This is a genomic window from Bradyrhizobium sp. AUGA SZCCT0283 (assembly GCF_018130385.1).
GTDB lineage: Bacteria > Pseudomonadota > Alphaproteobacteria > Rhizobiales > Xanthobacteraceae > Bradyrhizobium.
Genome location: NZ_JAFCLU010000001.1, coordinates 139,220 through 154,869 on the forward strand (window position 1 = coordinate 139,220; position 15,650 = coordinate 154,869).

Below are 15,650 nucleotides of genomic sequence, written 5' to 3' on the forward strand. Positions count from 1 at the left end.
GAGAACCACGCCATGTTGCCCGAAGCCAAACTCGATATCCTGCTCGCCCACCACGCTTCGCTGGAAGCCGAGCTGCTGGGCCAGGTGAATTCCGAAAAATACGTCCAGATCACGCGCGAGCTCGCCGAGCTCAATCCGCTGATCGATGCGGTCAAGGCCTATCGCGCGGCGCGGGCCGAGATTGCGGGCGCCGAATCGCTGCTGGCGGATGCCGCCACCGATCCCGAAATGCGCAGCATGGCCGAAGCCGAGCTCGAAACGCTGCAGGCGCGCGTCAATGAACTGTCGCAGAAGATCCGCGTGGCGCTGTTGCCCAAGGATGCCATGGACGACCGCAACGTGGTGCTGGAAATCCGCGCCGGCACCGGCGGCGACGAGGCCTCGCTGTTCGCCGGCGACCTGTTCCGGATGTATGAGCGGTTTGCTGCGCTCCAGGGCTGGAAGGTCGAGGTGATCTCGGCCTCCGAAGGCACCATGGGCGGCTACAAGGAAATCATCGCCGAGGTACAGGGCCGTGGTGCGTTCGCCAAGCTGAAGTTCGAATCCGGCGTGCATCGCGTGCAGCGCGTGCCCGACACCGAGACGCAGGGACGCATTCACACGTCCGCGGCTACGGTCGCCGTGCTGCCCGAGGTCGAGGATGTCGACGTCGACATCAAGAACGACGATTTGCGGATCGAGACCATGCGCGCGCAGGGCGCCGGCGGCCAGCACGTCAACAAGACCGAATCCGCGATCCGGATCACTCATATTCCGACCGGCATCGTGGTCATGATGCAGGACAGCCGCTCGCAGCATAAAAATCGCGCATCCGCGATGAACATCCTGCGCTCGCGCATCTATGACGCCGAGCGCCAGCGCGTCGATGCGGCGCGCTCCGCGGACCGCAAGGAGAAGGTCGGCTCCGGCGACCGAAGCGAGCGCATCCGCACCTATAATTTCCCGCAAGGCCGCGTCACCGACCACCGCATCAACCTGACGCTCTACAAGCTGCCGCAGGTGATTTCGGGCGAAGCGCTGGGTGAATTGATCGACGCGCTGACCACCGAGCACCAGGCCGCCCAGCTTGCAGCCCAGGGCGCAGCGGCGTGAGCGCACCGACCGTCGAGGCCGCGCGGCGCGCGCTCACAGCGAGACTCAAATCCGCCGCCATCGAATCCGCTGAACTCGACGCGCGGATTCTGACAGGCCATGCACTTGGCCTCGATTTGACCGGCTTGATATCGGCAGCGCAGCGCCAACTGACCTCGGACGAATCGGCACGCCTTGAGGAATTCGCCCACCGTCGCCTCGCGGGAGAACCGGTCGCCCGCGTTCTCGGCGAGAAGGAGTTTTGGGGTCTGCCGCTGCAACTCTCGTCGGCTACGCTGGTGCCGCGGCCCGATACCGAGACGGTGGTCGAACTGGCGCTGGAACTGCTGCGCGCCGGCGGAGACCTCGATCGCCCGTTGCGCATCGCCGATCTCGGCACCGGCTCCGGGGCGATCCTGCTGGCGCTGCTGTCCGAATTGCCCGCGGCGCAAGGATTCGGGACCGACATTTCTGAGGCCGCCTTGCAAACCGCCGCGGCCAATGCTGCTCGCGCAGGGCTGTCGGATCGCGCGACCTTCATCGCGTGCGATTATGCGAGCGGACTAGCCGGCCCGTTTGATCTGATCGTCTCGAACCCGCCCTATGTCCGCTCGGCGGACATCAATGGTCTGGCGGCGGAGGTGCGGAATCACGATCCGCTGGCCGCGCTTGATGGCGGCGCCGACGGGCTGGACGCCTACCGCGCGCTGATACCCCAGGCGGCTGGCCTCCTGGCCCCGGGTGCAGCCCTTGTGGTGGAGGCCGGGGAGGGTCAAAGCACCCAGATCGAGGCTTTGATGACGACCGCAGGGTTAACGCCTGCAACAGCCCCCAAAGCCGATCTGGCGGGCATTCCGCGGGCCCTCGCGGGCCACAAAAAGGCCCGATAAAGTACCTTTGGAACGCAAAAAAACCCCTTGGAATATTCCCCGGGAGCGACTACGTTCCGTTCACAACATCGGTCCAGGGTTGGCCCCGTAAGACGATGCGGGTGAGGCCAGAGTTCTCGAAACGAGAGCCCGCCGTGTGAAAGGTTCCAAAAGCAGGTCGAATTGAGCGCAATAGCTGGAGCTGTGCTGCTCTCGACCGTAAAGCGAACGAAAGCCTGATATTGCGCTTGAAGACTTACGCAACCGCCTGTCCCGCGAAGCCGTCACGCAAGACGATGAGGCTGGTTTTGGCAGGCTGAATGATTTGGTCCGGTGCAAGGTGAATGCGGCCGGTTGGGGAACGCGTCTTTGCTGAACGCGATGGTTGGCGAAATCGACGACATGAATCTGAACGGCATCGTGATTTGGTGCGCATGAGCGCGCGCCGAGTCGGATGAGGCTACGACGGCAACTGCATAACTTCAGGGCTGGAATTAAAGGCGAGACATGAGAAACGGTCAAAACAACAAGCGGATGCGTAACCGGAATCAAGGCAGTAACCGGAACGATGGCCGGCGCGGTCAGAACCCGATGACCCGGGTGTTCGAATCCAACGGGCCCGACATCAAGATCCGCGGCACCGCTTCGCATGTTGCGGAAAAATACGTTCAGTTGGCGCGCGATGCGCGCTCATCCGGCGACCCGGTCGCGGCCGAAAATTACTACCAGCACGCCGAACATTATTTCCGCCTGATCGCCGCCGCCCAGGAGCAATTCCGGCAGAACCAGCCGCAGCCGCGCATCGACACCGATACGCAGGCGGCGGAAGACGGTGACGACGACGGCGAGAGCTTCTCGCATTTCGGCCAGGAGCCGGGCTTCGTCCCGCAGCAGCCGCAGCCCTTCGTCCGCGACAACAGTCCGCGCGAACAGCGCGGCGATGGCCAGCCCTACCAGCGTGACCAGCAGCCGCGCGAACACCATCGCGAACGCGAGCATCGTCCGCAGCCGCAATTTCAGCCGCAACCCCAGCCGCAGCCGGTGATTGCCGACACGGGCGGCGTCGATCGGCTGCCCTCCTTCATCACCGGGCCGCAGCCGCAGGTGAATGGCGCGCCCGGCGGGTATGAAGAGGGCCGTGGCGGCGAGCGTTTCCCGCGCCGGCGCCGTCGGCCGCATGGTCCGCGTCCCGACAACATGGCCGCGCCAGCCGCCCCGGGCGAAGATTTCAATCCGGGGAATGAGTAGGTAGTTCACTCATGGTCGTCGTCCCTGCGAACGCAGGGACCCATACGCCGCGGCCTTGATTTAAGGCACGCTGGTGGACGACCTTTGCAAATAACTACTGACGGTGGCTGTGGGCCCCTGCGTTCGCAGGGGCGACGACGGAGGATTACGCCTTATCCCTTGTCGCCGTCGATGACGGCACCAGCACCGGCTCCAGCGACGGAATCAGCCGTGTGCGTTCGCGGCCCGCGGGGATCGCGCGATAGACCTGCTTGGTCGCCTCCACGATATGGACACCCGCGAACGGCAGCGACAGCGCTGCGCCAACACGCTCCCACGCCATCGCCGAGCGCAGGAACCAGCTATTGCCGACCGGGGGCAGGAACAGCGCCTCGCCCCACGAGGCCGGCGTGAACCAGGTCTGCCGCAGCAATTGCGTGATCTGCGCGCGCGAATAGGGCCGGCCGTGACCGAACGGCGTATTGTCGGTGCGCGTCCACACGCCGCGCCGGTTCGGGATCACCGCGATCAGCCGGCCCGACGGCGCCAGCACGCGCCACACCTCGCGCAGCAGGCGCTCCGGGTCGTCGGACATTTCCAGGGCGTGGACTAGCAGGATCCGATCCACCGCGGCGTCCGGCAGCGGCATCGAGAATTCGTCGATCAGGGTCGCCAGCGCGGGCCGCGCGGTCGGCCATTTCAACACGCCTTGCGCTGCCGGCATGAAGGCGATGCAGCGTTCGGAATCCTCGCGAAACAGGCCGAGATAGGGCGTCGGGTAGCCGAGGCCGAGCACGCGCTGACCCGTCGCATCGGGCCAGCGCGCCCGGATGCCGCGGTTGATCAACTGCCGCGCCACGATGCCGAGGCGCTGCGAATAGAAATCGCGGAGATCGATGACGTCGATAGTCATGAGCGCAATCTACCACACCGTGTTTCATTGCGGCGCGCCGAAAATGGCATTGCCGCGCAAGCGTTAACGCCATATTTCTGGGCAATTAATGAGGCTGAAAGCCTTAACCACGGAGCTATCATGGCCGCGGAAATTCGCACCTTCACCTGCCTCAACGACAATTTTGGCTATTTGATCCACGATCCCGCGACCAAGGCCACCGCGTCGATCGACGCGCCGGAAGCCGCCCCGATCATCCAGGCGCTGGAGCGGGAGGGCTGGACGCTGACGGATATTCTCGTCACCCACCACCATCACGACCATGTCGGCGGCGTCGCCGAACTGAAGCAGAAATATAATTGCCGGGTCGTCGCCCCCAACGACAAGTCCACCAAGATCGCCAATGTCGACCTGCGCGCGGCCCATGGCGATGTCATCAAGGTGGGCAGCCTGCTGGCGCGGGTGCTGGAAACGCCCGGCCATACGCTCGATCATGTCTCCTACGTGTTCGATACCGAAAAAGCGGTGTTTGCCGCCGACACGCTGTTCTCGATCGGCTGCGGCCGGGTGTTCGAGGGTACCTATCCCATGATGTGGGATTCGCTGCTGAAGCTGCGCGCGCTGCCGGACGATTTCAAACTCTATTGCGGTCACGAATACACGGCGTCGAACATCAAATTCGCGCTCACGGTCGACGGCGACAATCCCGCGCTGAAGGCGCGCGCGGAGGAAGTGACGCGGCTGCGTGCCGAGAACAAGCCTACGATCCCTGTGCTCTTGGGTGAGGAGAAGAAAGCCAACGTCTTCCTGCGCGCCGACGAACCGTCGGTGGCGGCAAAGCTGCACATGAAGGGCGCCGGCGCGGCCGAGGTATTCGGCGAATTGCGCGAGCGCAAGAACAAGTCCTGATGGCGCTGTCGAAACAGGCCGCCGACATCATCGCGCGGCTCGACCTGAAGCCGCATCCGGAAGGCGGCCATTATCGCGAGACGTTTCGCGACGCGCGCGTGGACGCCGACGGACGCTCGCGATCGACCGCGATCTATTTCCTGCTGGCGCACGGCGAACGCTCGCACTGGCATCGCATCGACGCCGTGGAGACCTGGCATTACTACGCAGGTGCGGCGCTGACGCTGCGGATTTCCGATGACACCGGACAACGCAGCGTGAAGCTAGGCCCCGATCTCGCCGCGGGTGAAATCCCGCAAGCAATCGTTCCGGCGCACACCTGGCAGGCTGCGGAGAGCACCGGTGACTGGACGCTCGTCGGCTGCACCGTGGCGCCGGGATTCGAATTTGCGAATTTCGAACTGGCGCCGATGGGTTGGGAGCCAACGTGATTTAATGGTGGGCACGCTACGCTTTGCCCACCCTACGGATTCTTCCTCCACACCATATCTTTCGCTGCGATCAAACCACCGCCGGCGATCAGCACCGCTGCGATCGCAATCGTGGCGGTCGGCTGCGCAAAGCCGGCGAGGATCAGAAACGCCGTCGACAGCAATGGCGTCGCGTAGGACGCAGCCCCCAGCACGCGGATATCGCCGCGCTTCATGCCGATGTCCCAGACAAAGAAGGCGGCTCCGACAGGGCCGACGCCGAGCGCGATGATCGCAAGCCATGGCCCGATCGTCTCCGGCCACACCGTGGTCTCGACCATGCCGTGGACCACCGCAGCCAGCACCGCAGTCGCGAGGCAGAAGCCCGCCACGGCATCGGTCGGCACCGCCTTCAGCTTGCGCGACATCACTGAATAGGCCGCCCACACAAAGGCGGCGACGAAGGCTGCGGCAAGTCCCGGTATCTGGCCGGGGGCAAAGGTCGCGCCATTGCCGGCGAACAGCAACACGGTGCCGGCAAGCCCGAGCAGCGCGCCGATGATATGATGCGGCGCCAATCGCTCGCCCGGCAATAGCGAGGAGAACAGCACGATCAACAGCGGCCAGAGATAATTCAACAACCCCGCTTCCGCAGGCGGCGCGAAGCGCAGCGCGAGGAAATACAGCGCGTGATAGCCAAACAGGCCGCCGACCCCAACGACCCAGGCCACCAGCGGCTGCCTGAGCGCGTCGAAGGCGGAAGGCCGGAACAGGAAGCTGGCGAAGGCGACCAGGGCGCCGATCGCAAACGTCATCGCGGCGAGCTGGAACGCCGGGATCTTTCCGGTCGCAACCGTCAAAACCGACAGCAGCGACCACATCAGGATCGCGGTCAGTCCGATCAGCGTAGCGGTGCGGGGAGCCATTGGGCCGTCATTGCGAGCGAAGCGAAGCAATCCATCCTTGTTACATAGCGAAATTGGATTGCTTCGTCGCTAGTACTCCCTTGCGCAAACGCTTGGCGTTTGTCGTGGGGAATGCGTCAGATCATGTACTGGCCGCCGTTGATGGTCATCGTGGAACCGGTGATGCCGCCGGCCTCGTCGGCGGCGAGGAACACCACGGCGCGGGCGATTTCCTCGGGCTCGCCGAGACGGTTGACCGGGATCAGCGGCAGGATGCTCTTCTCGAGCACCTCCTTCGGCACCGCCTGCACCATTTCGGTGTTGATGTAGCCGGGGCAGATCGCGTTCACTGTGATGCCGCCCTTGGCGTTCTCCAGCGCCAGGGCCTTGGTGAAGCCAATGTCGCCGGCCTTGGCCGCGGAATAGTTGACCTGGCCGAACTGGCCCTTCTGGCCGTTGATCGAGGAGATGTTGATGACGCGGCCGAATTTGCGGGCGCGCATGCCTTCGATCACCTGGCGCGTCATGTTGAACAGCGAGCCGAGATTGGTGTTGATGACCGCGTTCCACTGATCGAGCGTCATCTTGTGGAAGGCGCCGTCCTTGGTGATGCCGGCGTTGTTGATCAGCACATCGACCGGGCCGAGGTCGGCCTCGACCTGCTTGACGCCGGCCGCACAGGCGTCGAATGAGCTGACGTCCCATTTGTAGACAGGGATGCCGGTCTCGGATTTGAATTTTTCGGCAGCGGCGTCATTGCCGGCATAGCTCGCCGCAACCTTGTAGCCCGCAGCCTTCAGCGCCTTGCTGATCGCCGCGCCAATGCCCCTCGTCCCCCCAGTTACCAATGCAACACGTGCCATGTCGTAGTCCTCCTTGGTGGTCTTTTTTCTATGCCGGAATTGCTCCGGTCTTTTGACGAAACTCAGTCTTCAGGTTTTGAAGCGTTCTTGTTTTGCAGCGCTCTTGGAAACGCTTGCAGAGATGAAAATGCCCGGCGCGAGACCGGGCATTTCATCTTTACCAATTCGAGCCGCGGTTGCGAGATGATCTTTTCATCATTCAACCAGTCACTCTGCCTTTAGTTCAGTCGCGCGCAATGCACATCGCGATGCCCATGCCGCCCCCGATGCACAGCGTGGCGAGGCCCTTCTTGGCATCGCGCTTCTGCATCTCGTGCAGCAGCGTCACCAGCACGCGTGCGCCGGATGCGCCGACCGGGTGGCCGATCGCGATCGCGCCGCCATTGACGTTGACCTTGCCGGTATCCCAGCCGAGGTCCTTGTTGACCGCGCAGGCCTGCGCCGCGAACGCCTCGTTGGCCTCGATCAGGTCGAGGTCGCCGATGTTCCAGCCGGCCTTCTTCAGCGCGGCGCGGGAAGCCGGGATTGGCCCGGTGCCCATGATCTTGGGGTCGACGCCGGCCTGGCCCCACGACACGATGCGGCCGAGCACCTTCTTGCCTTCCTTGGCGGCCTGCCTGGCGGTCATCAGCACCACGGCGGCGGCGCCGTCATTGATGCCGGACGCGCTGCCGGCGGTGACGGTGCCGTCCTTCTCGAAGGCCGGCTTCAGCTTTGCCATCGCGTCGATGGTCGCGCCGTGGCGCGGATATTCGTCGTCGCTGACGATGATGTCGCCCTTGCGGGTCTTGATGGTGACGGGGACGATCTCGTCCTTGAACTTGCCGGCCTTCTGCGCGGCCTCGGCCTTGTTCTGCGAGAAAACCGCGAACTCGTCCTGCTGTGCGCGGGTGATCTGGTACTGCCGCGCGACGTTCTCGGCGGTGTTGCCCATGTGGTAGCCGTTGAAGGCGTCCCAGAGGCCGTCCTTGATCATGGTGTCGACGAACTCGATCGGGCCCATTTTGGTGCCGCCGCGCAGATACTGCGCGTGGGGGGCCATGCTCATGGATTCCTGGCCGCCGGCGACAACGATTTCGGAATCGCCGTTGAGCAGCGCCTGATAACCCAGCGCTACCGTACGCAGGCCGCTGCCGCAGAGCTGGTTGACGCCCCAGGCCGGGCTTTCCACCGGAATGCCGGCGGCGATCGAGGCCTGGCGGGCCGGGTTCTGGCCCTGGGCCGCGGTCAGGATCTGGCCCATGATGACTTCGGAGACGCGGCCCGGCTCGATGCCCGCCCGCTCCAGCGCAGCCTTGATGGCGATGGCGCCGAGGTCGTGGGCCGGGGTGGTGGCGAACGCGCCGTTGAAACTGCCGACCGGGGTGCGGGCGGCGCTGACGATGACGACATCGTCTGACATGGACATCTCCTGGGGTTGAGGTTTCTTTTTGACGGCGGGCGGCCGGATGGCGTGCCTGTCTCTCACCTCATCCTCTTAACCTCGTTGATCCATGTCAATCGGCCAGGGGCCAAAATCCTGCCGCGGCGCATTCAAATTGATCCCCGTGAGGGTTTCCATAGCAGCGTCCATGCCTTGGAATTAACCGTGCCGCACAAAACGGTAGCCGAACCGCATTGAAAATGCTTACTTTGCTGCGTTGCGTTGCTCGTCTGCCCGTCGGCGATGCCGTCGGGTTCCCGCTCTCGGTGTATTGTGTGAGCTTATGGCAAAGTCAGACCAACCTACGACCATCAAGAAATACGCCAACCGGCGGCTCTATAATACCGGCACCAGCACCTATGTGACGCTCGAGGATCTCGCGGCGATGGTGAAGGATGGCGAGGATTTTCTCGTCTACGACGCCAAGACCGGCGACGACATCACCCGCTCGGTGCTGGCGCAGATCATCTTCGAACAGGAAAACAAGGCCGGACAGAATCTGTTGCCGACCACTTTCCTGCGCCAGTTGATCCGCTTCTACGGCGACAGCATGCAGATGGTGGTGCCGAAATATCTGGAGCAGTCGATCGACACGCTGACGCGCGAACAGGAAAAATTCCGCAAGCAGCTCACCAACACCTTCAGTGGAACGCCGTTTGCGCCGCTCGAGGAACATGTCCGCCGCAACATGGAATTGTTTCAGCAGACGTTCTCGATGTTCAAGCCGTTCGTGCCGCCGCGCGCCGGATCGACGTCGTCCGAGCCGGAGAAGGCACCGGAGCCGGCGCCGGACGAAGACAATATCGACGACCTTCGCCGCCAGATGAAGGACATGCAGGAACGCCTCGAGCGCATGTCGAAAGAGCCGAAGAAGGAAGAATAGCCGCCCTGCGGCATCAACTAACCGGCGACGTGCAGGCCCGGCTTCTTCCGTCGCCCGCGCAACCATCGTCGCGACTCCGGTCCGCCGGATCGTAAAGAGATTTGGCTTTCCCATTGACCTGAATCAAGCGGGAAAGCCCTGCCGCAGCCACAATGTGCATATGGATATGCGCGTTGCGGCTATCGACTCGACCGCGGCCCCGGCGGGGCTGCCACCTGAAAAAAACCGGCGACTTTCGTGGACGCTCGCGGCTGCGATCCTGATCGCGGCTGCGGGGCTCGCCATCGGGTGGTGGCTGCTGCGAGGGCCTGCGATTACGGTTGCCCGCGTCACGCGTGGCGCGGCTGCTGAAATCGTTTACGCGACCGGCGCGGTCGAGCCCGAGACATGGTCGCGTTCGACACCGCTGGTTCGCGGCCGGATCATCGAGCGCTGCCGATGCGAGGGCAAGACCGTCAAACGCGGCGATCTCCTTGCCCGTCTTGACGACAAGGAAGCGCTGGCGACGCTGAACGACCTGCATGCGCTGGAGGATTTTCAACAGCGCGAATTCGACCGCCAGTCGCAACTGCTATCGCGTGGCGTGGCAACCTCGCAGGCGTTCCAGAAGGCCGAGAGCGACCTGGCACGCATCAAGGCGCAGATCGCGGCACAGGCGCAGCGGCTCGAATATTACAAGCTGGTGTCGCCGATGGATGGAACCGTTCTCAAGGAGGACGGCGAGGTCGGGGACATGGTCGAACCCGGCACGATCCTTTACCGCATCGGGCTGGAAAAGCCGTTATGGGTTGTCGCCGACGTCAACGAGGAGGACATTCCCCGGGTCAAGGTCGGCCAGAACGCGTTGCTGCGTACCGATGCGTTCGCAGGTCAGGTGTTGCCCGGCACCGTCAAGCAGATTACGCCGGCCGGCGATCCCGTATCGAAGACGTTTCGCGTCAGGATCGGCTTGCCCGACGATACGCCGCTGCGGGTCGGCATGAGCGTCGAAGCCAACATCATCAGCCGCGAAAAACCTGACGCCGTTCTCGTCCCGGCCAACGCCGTGGTCCACAACAGCCTGTTCGCGATCGAGGACGGCCGCGCACGGCTGCGCAAGGTCGAGATCGGCATCCGCGGCACTGGCTTTGTGGAAATCCTGCAGGGCGCGAGCGAAGGAGAATCGGTCGCCTCGCCGGCGACCGCCAACATCAAGAACGGTTCCCGGGTCCGCGCGACGCCAGTGGAGTCGTCGGCACCGTGAACCTGATCCTGACCATTGCCTGGACCCACGTCCGCTACCGCGCCCGCCAGACCCTTGTGGCGATCGCCGGCGTCATGACCGGGGTCGGCTTTTCCATCATGATGGCGGCCATGATGGAAGGCTCGCAGGACGATTTCATCCAGACTCTGGTCAATGCCTTGCCTCATATTTCGGTGACGGATGAGCTGCGCGAACCGAACCGGCAACCGGCCGACATCCGTTACGCGGCGGCGGAATTCCATGGCCTGACGCCGGAGGTGCGCCGCCCGGGCATCAAGAACCCGATGGCCACGATCGCCTCGCTGCAGACCTGGGTGCCCGGCGCACTGACGCCCTCGGTGCAGTCAAAGGCGGTGCTGCGCTTTGCCGGCCGCAACATCACCGTTTCGATCGTCGGCATTGATCCCCGAACTGAAGCGGAAGTCTCCAACCTGGCCACCCACATGCGGCAGGGCTCGCTGCATTCGCTCTATCGGGCGTCCAATGCCATTCTGCTCGGCGACCGGCTGGCGAGCAAGATCGGCGCGCGCGTCAATTCCAACATCACGCTTGCCTCCGCCGAGGGCGCCAACATGAGCGCCACCGTGGTCGGCACGTTCCATTCCGGGTTCCGGATGACGGACGAAACCACCGGCTATGTCCTGCTGAAGACCGCGCAGGTTCTGGAAAAGCAGACCGGCGTCGTCAACGAAATCCGCGTCCGCACGCGGGACCCGATGGAGGCGCGCCTGATCAGCGAGCGCATCGGCGAACAGACCGGGTATCGGTCAATCTCCTGGCAGGAAGCCCAGGAGGACCTGCTCTCGGCCATCACGGTACGAAACGTGCTGATGTACACCATCGTCGGCGCCATCCTGCTGGTGGCGAGCTTCGGCACCTACAACATCATCTCCACGATCACCCATGAAAAGACCCGAGACATCGCGATTCTGAAATCGCTTGGCTTCCGGGATCGTACCATCCGGACAATCTTCATTTGCGAGGCTCTGCTGGTTGGACTCGTCGGCGCGGCGCTCGGCTGGATATTCGGTTATCTCCTGACCCGCGGCCTCGCCTCACTTGAATTCAAGACGCCGTTTTCCGACTACAACCATCTGCCCGTTATCTATTCGGTGAAGCACTATCTGCTCGCCACCGCCGTGGCGCTGGCGTCGAGTTTCGTTGCGGGTTATTTCCCGGCCCGCGCCGCGGCACGCGTTCATCCCGTCGACATCATCAGGGGCGCGACATGAGCATGCCGCTGATTGAGGCGCGACGCGTGACCAAGATCCTCGGCGGCGTCGTGCCGGTGACGCTGGTCCGGGATATCGATCTCAAGATCATGCCGCGAGAGTTTATTGCCATCACCGGCCCGTCCGGCTCCGGAAAATCCTCATTGCTGTATTTGCTGGGACTGCTGGACCTGCCGACCGACGGCGACGTCCTGATCGACGGCCGCTCTACCACGGCCATGACGGAAGACGAGCGGGCCGAGGTTCGGCTCGCCCGGCTTGGCTTTGTGTTTCAGTTCCACTTTCTGCTTCCGGAATTCAGCATCACCGAGAATGTCGCGTTGCCGATGCGCGCCCAGGGACGCTTGTCGCCCCGGGCGATCCTGACGCGCGCCGAGGAATTGCTGGGATCGCTCGGACTGGGCGACCATCGCCGCAAGACACCGGACCAGCTATCCGGCGGTCAGCGCCAGCGGGTCGCGGTCGCCCGGGCGCTCGCCAACGATCCGCCGGTCATTCTCGCGGACGAGCCGACCGGGAGCCTCGATTCCGTTTCCACCGCGCAGGTGTTTGGCATCCTCCGCGACCTGGTCGCGCTGGACGGCAAGACCGTGGTCGCAGTCACCCACGATCTCAATCTCGCTGCGCAGATGCATCGCCGCATTCACGTGGTCGACGGCCAGGTGCAAAAGGATGCGACGGCTGCGGCCGACGGCCACGCCCCGGCCTGACGCGCGCCCGATCCCGTCGTGCCAGCGATCAGCCCGCCGCCGGCAATACCGTCTCAGTCTGCGTGGCCCACGGCCGATCCGGCGACGCCAGCCCGATCAGGCGGCCCTGGATGTAATCGCAGCCCCATTCGCGCAGCATCACGGCGGCTTCCTCGTCCTGCACCCATTCCGCCACCGTCTTGATCTGCAGGCGATTCGCCAGATCGATCAGGGTATGCACGAAGGCGCGATCGTCCGCGGAGCGTGCGATGTTCTGCACGAAGGCGCCGTCGATCTTCACGATATCGACGCCGAGCTTGCGCAAATTCCGGAATGAAGTGTAGCCGGCGCCGAAATCGTCGATCGCGATCTGGCTGCCGAAATTTTTCAGTCGCGTGATGAAGCCTCTGATGTCGTCGATATCCTGGATCGCAACCGTCTCGGTGATTTCGACGATCAGCCGCTCGCCGGCGCCGGGATGCGCCTGCATCAGCGATTCGATCGAAGTCCACCAGTCCGGGTCCATGGTGGTGTCGGGCGAAATATTGAGGCTGAGCCGCACGTTCGGCGACGCCGCAAGTTCGGCAACCGCGAGTTCCAGCACGCGGTGGTCGACCAGCCGGATCAGGCCCAATCGCTCAGCGACCGGAACGATATCGGGTGCCAGCAGCGCCTGCCCATCCGCCTGCTCCATCCGCACCAGGCACTCATAGAACGCCGGCTGCCGCGAGCGTGCTTCGACCACCGGCTCGAACGCCGCGACGATCCGGCGCTCGTTGAGCGCGGTGACGATCTCGTCGGTGACGCGGATGTTGACGCGGCGCTGGGCATCGCGTTCGACATTCGGACGCCACAGCGCGAACGATCCGGCGCGGCGGCGCTTGGCGCCATCGAGTGTTTCCTGGGCGCGATTGATGGCTTCATCGGCATTGCGGGCATAGCGCGGGATGGTGATCGCGCCGATCGAGGCCGTCACCGAGACCGGGCCGGATTTGGTCGGGATCACCGTGTCGCGGATCCCTGCCAGAAAGCGCTCGGCCGCGGTATTGGTGTCGTCGACGGTGCAGTTCCGCAAGATCAGCCCGAACTTGTTGCCGGAGAACCGGCCGAGCACGTCGCCACCGCGCAGCTTGGCGCGGACGCGTTTTCCGACCTCGGCGATCACGGCGTCCGCTACGTCGAAGCCAAAGGCGTCGTTGACGCGCGCCAGATGATCGATGCCGATCAGCATGAAGGCGGAGGACGATCGCAAACGCATGGTTTCTTCGATGGTTTCCGCCAGCGCCGCGACGAGATGGGTGCGATTGAGTTCACCGGTCAGCGGGTCGTGCCGCGAAAGCCGCATGAGCTGTTCGTCGCGGGCGTGGCGCTCGTTGTTGACACGGACGATGCCTTGCGCCCGCACCGGCGTACCGTCGGGCCCTGCAAACCAGCAACCGGTCTCCTCGATCCAGATCAAGGGCGCGGAGGCCGCGGCCCGTACGCCATATTCGATCCGGTAGGCGACGCCTTCGCCGCCCCGCGCCGGCGCCGATCGAGCGAGCGCCTCCGTCCGGACCGAACGGGAGGGCTCGATCAGCCTGGCGAAGGCGGAACCGCTGGCCAGCGCCTCCGCCGGAATATCGGTGAAGACCGCGCCGGCATTGTCGCTCCAGACGATGGTGTCCGCTGTCAGGTCCCAGAGGAAGGCCGCCTGACCTAGCGAGGCAAGGATGCTGGAGGCTTGCGGGACAGGGAGCATCAGGACGCCTCGATTCGGGACACCGCCGGGGTGATTCCCATGGCCTTGAGGATAGTGGCGCTATCGAGCGCAAGGCTAGGCCAAGTTCATAAATAATCCGGAAACCACGTTTCACGGACTTCCCGGGCCTGGCGGGAACGAAACGGGAGGAAGCGGCATAGGCCTTGCGAGGTCAGATCGCAGTGGGGGCGTAACGTCCCAAAACGTGACAGTTTAGCCGGTTACGGTGTGCGATGCTGGATACCGATCGATCAGACGAAATCTTGGACGGCGAGTTCGTCAACCTCGACGAGCCGGCCGGCGCCGAGCTGGTGCCGGTGACCCAGTCCGTGCACTGGTCGCCGAGACCGGCGCCGCGGCCCGATCCAACCTTCGTCGCGCAGCTGATCGCGACCGCCGACCGGGCGCCGCAAACCCGCAGCCTGCGGCGGGCTTCGCTGGCGGATGCGCAGACGGCCTACGGCGCCAGCCAGATCCGGCGTTGCTGCACCGGCTTCCGGACGCGACAAATCATTTAGAGCTTCGGTTCTGATGGAATCAGAACCGTTTCCACCTCGCTGGAAAACGCTATGAATCAGCGTTGAGGCGTATCCGGCTTGTCCGGCGAGGGCTGGGGGCCGCTGCCCGGCTGTATTCCCGGCGACGGGACTTCCGGTGACGATGCTTCCAGGGAAGGCGTTTTCGGCGAGGCCGCCTCGGGCGCGACGGCGGGCTGTGCCGGTTTCGGTTCGGGGTGATCCTGCAGCACGGATTCGGCGACAGATGTTGCCGCCGGTACCGACGGCGCAGCAGGCGCGGGTGGTGCCGCCGGCGCGGGTTCAGGTTCGGGCGCGGCCGCCGGAGCCTCGACTTTTTCCGCGCCTTTTGGCGCAGGCGCGGCCGCTACCGCAACGACACGGCGCCGCGTTCGCAAGGCGAGGCCGGAGAGGAAATCCACCAGCGACAGCACCGTCATCAGGAAATAGGTCGAGGTGCCGAACTTCGGCCACAGCAGGAATTCGGCCGCCGCCGCCCCGAACACGATCAGCGACAGCAGGTGGTCGGTCAGATATTTCGCACCCGGGCGCGCGCCCTTGATGACTTCGGCCAGCAGCAACAGGATGGCGAGCGTAAGGAGCATGTCGCTCAGCGTCACCGTCCATTCCGCACCCGACATCAACGTCAGCTTGAGATCCAGCGGATCGGTGAACGAAACGCCGGGCATCAGGAAGACGATGATGTTGTAGATCGCGAGCGGAATCAGAAGCAGCGGAAAACCGACCATGGGTATCGCGCCTTGCTAGGAAAACCGGA

Annotated in this window: 16 protein-coding genes; 10 read left to right on the forward strand and 6 right to left on the reverse strand. The window is 64.1% G+C overall.

The features are described 5' to 3' along the window. The first annotated feature begins 12 nt into the window (after positions 1–12). The 3 genes from prfA (at position 13) to JQ624_RS00700 (ending at position 3,188) form a co-directional block, all read left to right on the forward strand. On the forward strand, positions 13–1,092 hold the full coding sequence (gene prfA, locus JQ624_RS00690) for a peptide chain release factor 1 (RefSeq protein ID WP_212416912.1): 1,080 nt from the start codon (positions 13–15) through the stop codon (positions 1,090–1,092). Then, complete coding sequence (gene prmC / locus JQ624_RS00695) at positions 1,089–1,961, forward strand: peptide chain release factor N(5)-glutamine methyltransferase (protein ID WP_312014363.1); 873 nt, start codon at positions 1,089–1,091, stop codon at positions 1,959–1,961. The genes prfA and prmC overlap by 4 nt, the downstream gene beginning before the upstream one ends. A gap of 486 nt (positions 1,962–2,447) precedes the next feature. Further along, on the forward strand, positions 2,448–3,188 hold the full coding sequence (locus JQ624_RS00700) for a DUF4167 domain-containing protein (protein WP_212416913.1): 741 nt from the start codon (positions 2,448–2,450) through the stop codon (positions 3,186–3,188). Between the two features lie 145 nt (positions 3,189–3,333). On the opposite strand, the gene JQ624_RS00705 is transcribed toward JQ624_RS00700, so the two are convergent. Next, complete coding sequence (locus JQ624_RS00705) at positions 3,334–4,080, reverse strand: methyltransferase domain-containing protein (RefSeq protein ID WP_212416914.1); 747 nt, start codon at positions 4,078–4,080, stop codon at positions 3,334–3,336. Between the two features lie 120 nt (positions 4,081–4,200). On the opposite strand from JQ624_RS00705, the gene gloB reads away from it, so the two are divergent. Beyond that, positions 4,201–4,968, forward strand: a complete 768-nt coding sequence (gene gloB / locus JQ624_RS00710) for a hydroxyacylglutathione hydrolase (protein ID WP_212416915.1) — start codon at positions 4,201–4,203, stop codon at positions 4,966–4,968. Next, positions 4,968–5,399, forward strand: a complete 432-nt coding sequence (locus JQ624_RS00715) for a cupin domain-containing protein (RefSeq protein ID WP_212416916.1) — start codon at positions 4,968–4,970, stop codon at positions 5,397–5,399. The genes gloB and JQ624_RS00715 overlap by 1 nt, the downstream gene beginning before the upstream one ends. Positions 5,400–5,431: 32 nt before the next feature. Here the strand turns inward: JQ624_RS00715 and JQ624_RS00720 are convergent, their stop codons facing one another. The 3 genes from JQ624_RS00720 to JQ624_RS00730 form a co-directional block, all read right to left on the reverse strand. Beyond that, the gene (locus tag JQ624_RS00720) at positions 5,432–6,304 is read right to left on the reverse strand and encodes a DMT family transporter (protein WP_212416917.1); all 873 of its coding nucleotides are present in this window, start codon (positions 6,302–6,304) and stop codon (positions 5,432–5,434) included. Positions 6,305–6,420: 116 nt separating this feature from the next. Continuing rightward, positions 6,421–7,146 carry an acetoacetyl-CoA reductase gene (phbB, locus tag JQ624_RS00725; RefSeq protein ID WP_212416918.1) on the reverse strand — a complete coding sequence of 242 codons (726 nt, stop codon included), beginning with the start codon at positions 7,144–7,146 and terminating at the stop codon, positions 6,421–6,423. A gap of 223 nt (positions 7,147–7,369) precedes the next feature. Further along, on the reverse strand, positions 7,370–8,548 hold the full coding sequence (locus JQ624_RS00730) for an acetyl-CoA C-acetyltransferase (protein ID WP_212416919.1): 1,179 nt from the start codon (positions 8,546–8,548) through the stop codon (positions 7,370–7,372). 304 nt (positions 8,549–8,852) lie between these two features. On the opposite strand from JQ624_RS00730, the gene phaR reads away from it, so the two are divergent. The 4 genes from phaR to JQ624_RS00750 all read left to right on the forward strand — a co-directional run bounded on the left by phaR (position 8,853) and on the right by JQ624_RS00750 (position 12,637). Next, complete coding sequence (gene phaR / locus JQ624_RS00735) at positions 8,853–9,452, forward strand: polyhydroxyalkanoate synthesis repressor PhaR (RefSeq protein WP_212416920.1); 600 nt, start codon at positions 8,853–8,855, stop codon at positions 9,450–9,452. A 166-nt stretch (positions 9,453–9,618) separates the two neighbouring features. Continuing rightward, the gene (locus JQ624_RS00740) at positions 9,619–10,695 is read left to right on the forward strand and encodes an efflux RND transporter periplasmic adaptor subunit (protein ID WP_249129222.1); all 1,077 of its coding nucleotides are present in this window, start codon (positions 9,619–9,621) and stop codon (positions 10,693–10,695) included. Then, positions 10,692–11,927 carry an ABC transporter permease gene (locus JQ624_RS00745; protein ID WP_212416922.1) on the forward strand — a complete coding sequence of 412 codons (1,236 nt, stop codon included), beginning with the start codon at positions 10,692–10,694 and terminating at the stop codon, positions 11,925–11,927. Before JQ624_RS00740 ends, JQ624_RS00745 begins: the two co-directional genes overlap by 4 nt. Continuing rightward, positions 11,924–12,637, forward strand: coding sequence for an ABC transporter ATP-binding protein (locus JQ624_RS00750; RefSeq protein ID WP_212416923.1), 714 nt, complete (start codon positions 11,924–11,926; stop codon positions 12,635–12,637). The genes JQ624_RS00745 and JQ624_RS00750 overlap by 4 nt, the downstream gene beginning before the upstream one ends. Positions 12,638–12,665: 28 nt before the next feature. Here JQ624_RS00750 and JQ624_RS00755 read toward each other — a convergent pair whose 3' ends face one another. Further along, positions 12,666–14,357 carry a bifunctional diguanylate cyclase/phosphodiesterase gene (locus JQ624_RS00755; RefSeq protein ID WP_212416924.1) on the reverse strand — a complete coding sequence of 564 codons (1,692 nt, stop codon included), beginning with the start codon at positions 14,355–14,357 and terminating at the stop codon, positions 12,666–12,668. Positions 14,358–14,590: 233 nt separating this feature from the next. Between JQ624_RS00755 and JQ624_RS00760 the strand changes: the two genes are divergently transcribed. Beyond that, positions 14,591–14,875 carry a hypothetical protein gene (locus tag JQ624_RS00760; protein WP_212416925.1) on the forward strand — a complete coding sequence of 95 codons (285 nt, stop codon included), beginning with the start codon at positions 14,591–14,593 and terminating at the stop codon, positions 14,873–14,875. A 56-nt stretch (positions 14,876–14,931) separates the two neighbouring features. Here JQ624_RS00760 and JQ624_RS00765 read toward each other — a convergent pair whose 3' ends face one another. Then, positions 14,932–15,621 (reverse strand): hypothetical protein, encoded by a 690-nt coding sequence (locus JQ624_RS00765; protein ID WP_212416926.1) that lies wholly within the window; start codon positions 15,619–15,621, stop codon positions 14,932–14,934. Positions 15,622–15,650: the final 29 nt, after the last annotated feature.

Bases quoted from the DNA above. Each gene is read 5' to 3' on its own strand.
- prfA (WP_212416912.1), top strand. From the start codon at position 13: ATGTTGCCCGAAGCCAAACTCGATATCCTGCTCGCCCACCACGCTTCG.
- JQ624_RS00700 (WP_212416913.1), top strand. From the start codon at position 2,448: ATGAGAAACGGTCAAAACAACAAGCGGATGCGTAACCGGAATCAAGGC.
- JQ624_RS00705 (WP_212416914.1), bottom strand. From the start codon at position 4,080: ATGACTATCGACGTCATCGATCTCCGCGATTTCTATTCGCAGCGCCTC.
- gloB (WP_212416915.1), top strand. From the start codon at position 4,201: ATGGCCGCGGAAATTCGCACCTTCACCTGCCTCAACGACAATTTTGGC.
- JQ624_RS00715 (WP_212416916.1), top strand. From the start codon at position 4,968: ATGGCGCTGTCGAAACAGGCCGCCGACATCATCGCGCGGCTCGACCTG.
- JQ624_RS00720 (WP_212416917.1), bottom strand. From the start codon at position 6,304: ATGGCTCCCCGCACCGCTACGCTGATCGGACTGACCGCGATCCTGATG.
- phbB (WP_212416918.1), bottom strand. From the start codon at position 7,146: ATGGCACGTGTTGCATTGGTAACTGGGGGGACGAGGGGCATTGGCGCG.
- JQ624_RS00730 (WP_212416919.1), bottom strand. From the start codon at position 8,548: ATGTCAGACGATGTCGTCATCGTCAGCGCCGCCCGCACCCCGGTCGGC.
- phaR (WP_212416920.1), top strand. From the start codon at position 8,853: ATGGCAAAGTCAGACCAACCTACGACCATCAAGAAATACGCCAACCGG.
- JQ624_RS00740 (WP_249129222.1), top strand. From the start codon at position 9,619: ATGCGCGTTGCGGCTATCGACTCGACCGCGGCCCCGGCGGGGCTGCCA.
- JQ624_RS00750 (WP_212416923.1), top strand. From the start codon at position 11,924: ATGAGCATGCCGCTGATTGAGGCGCGACGCGTGACCAAGATCCTCGGC.
- JQ624_RS00755 (WP_212416924.1), bottom strand. From the start codon at position 14,357: ATGCTCCCTGTCCCGCAAGCCTCCAGCATCCTTGCCTCGCTAGGTCAG.
- JQ624_RS00760 (WP_212416925.1), top strand. From the start codon at position 14,591: ATGCTGGATACCGATCGATCAGACGAAATCTTGGACGGCGAGTTCGTC.
- JQ624_RS00765 (WP_212416926.1), bottom strand. From the start codon at position 15,621: ATGGTCGGTTTTCCGCTGCTTCTGATTCCGCTCGCGATCTACAACATC.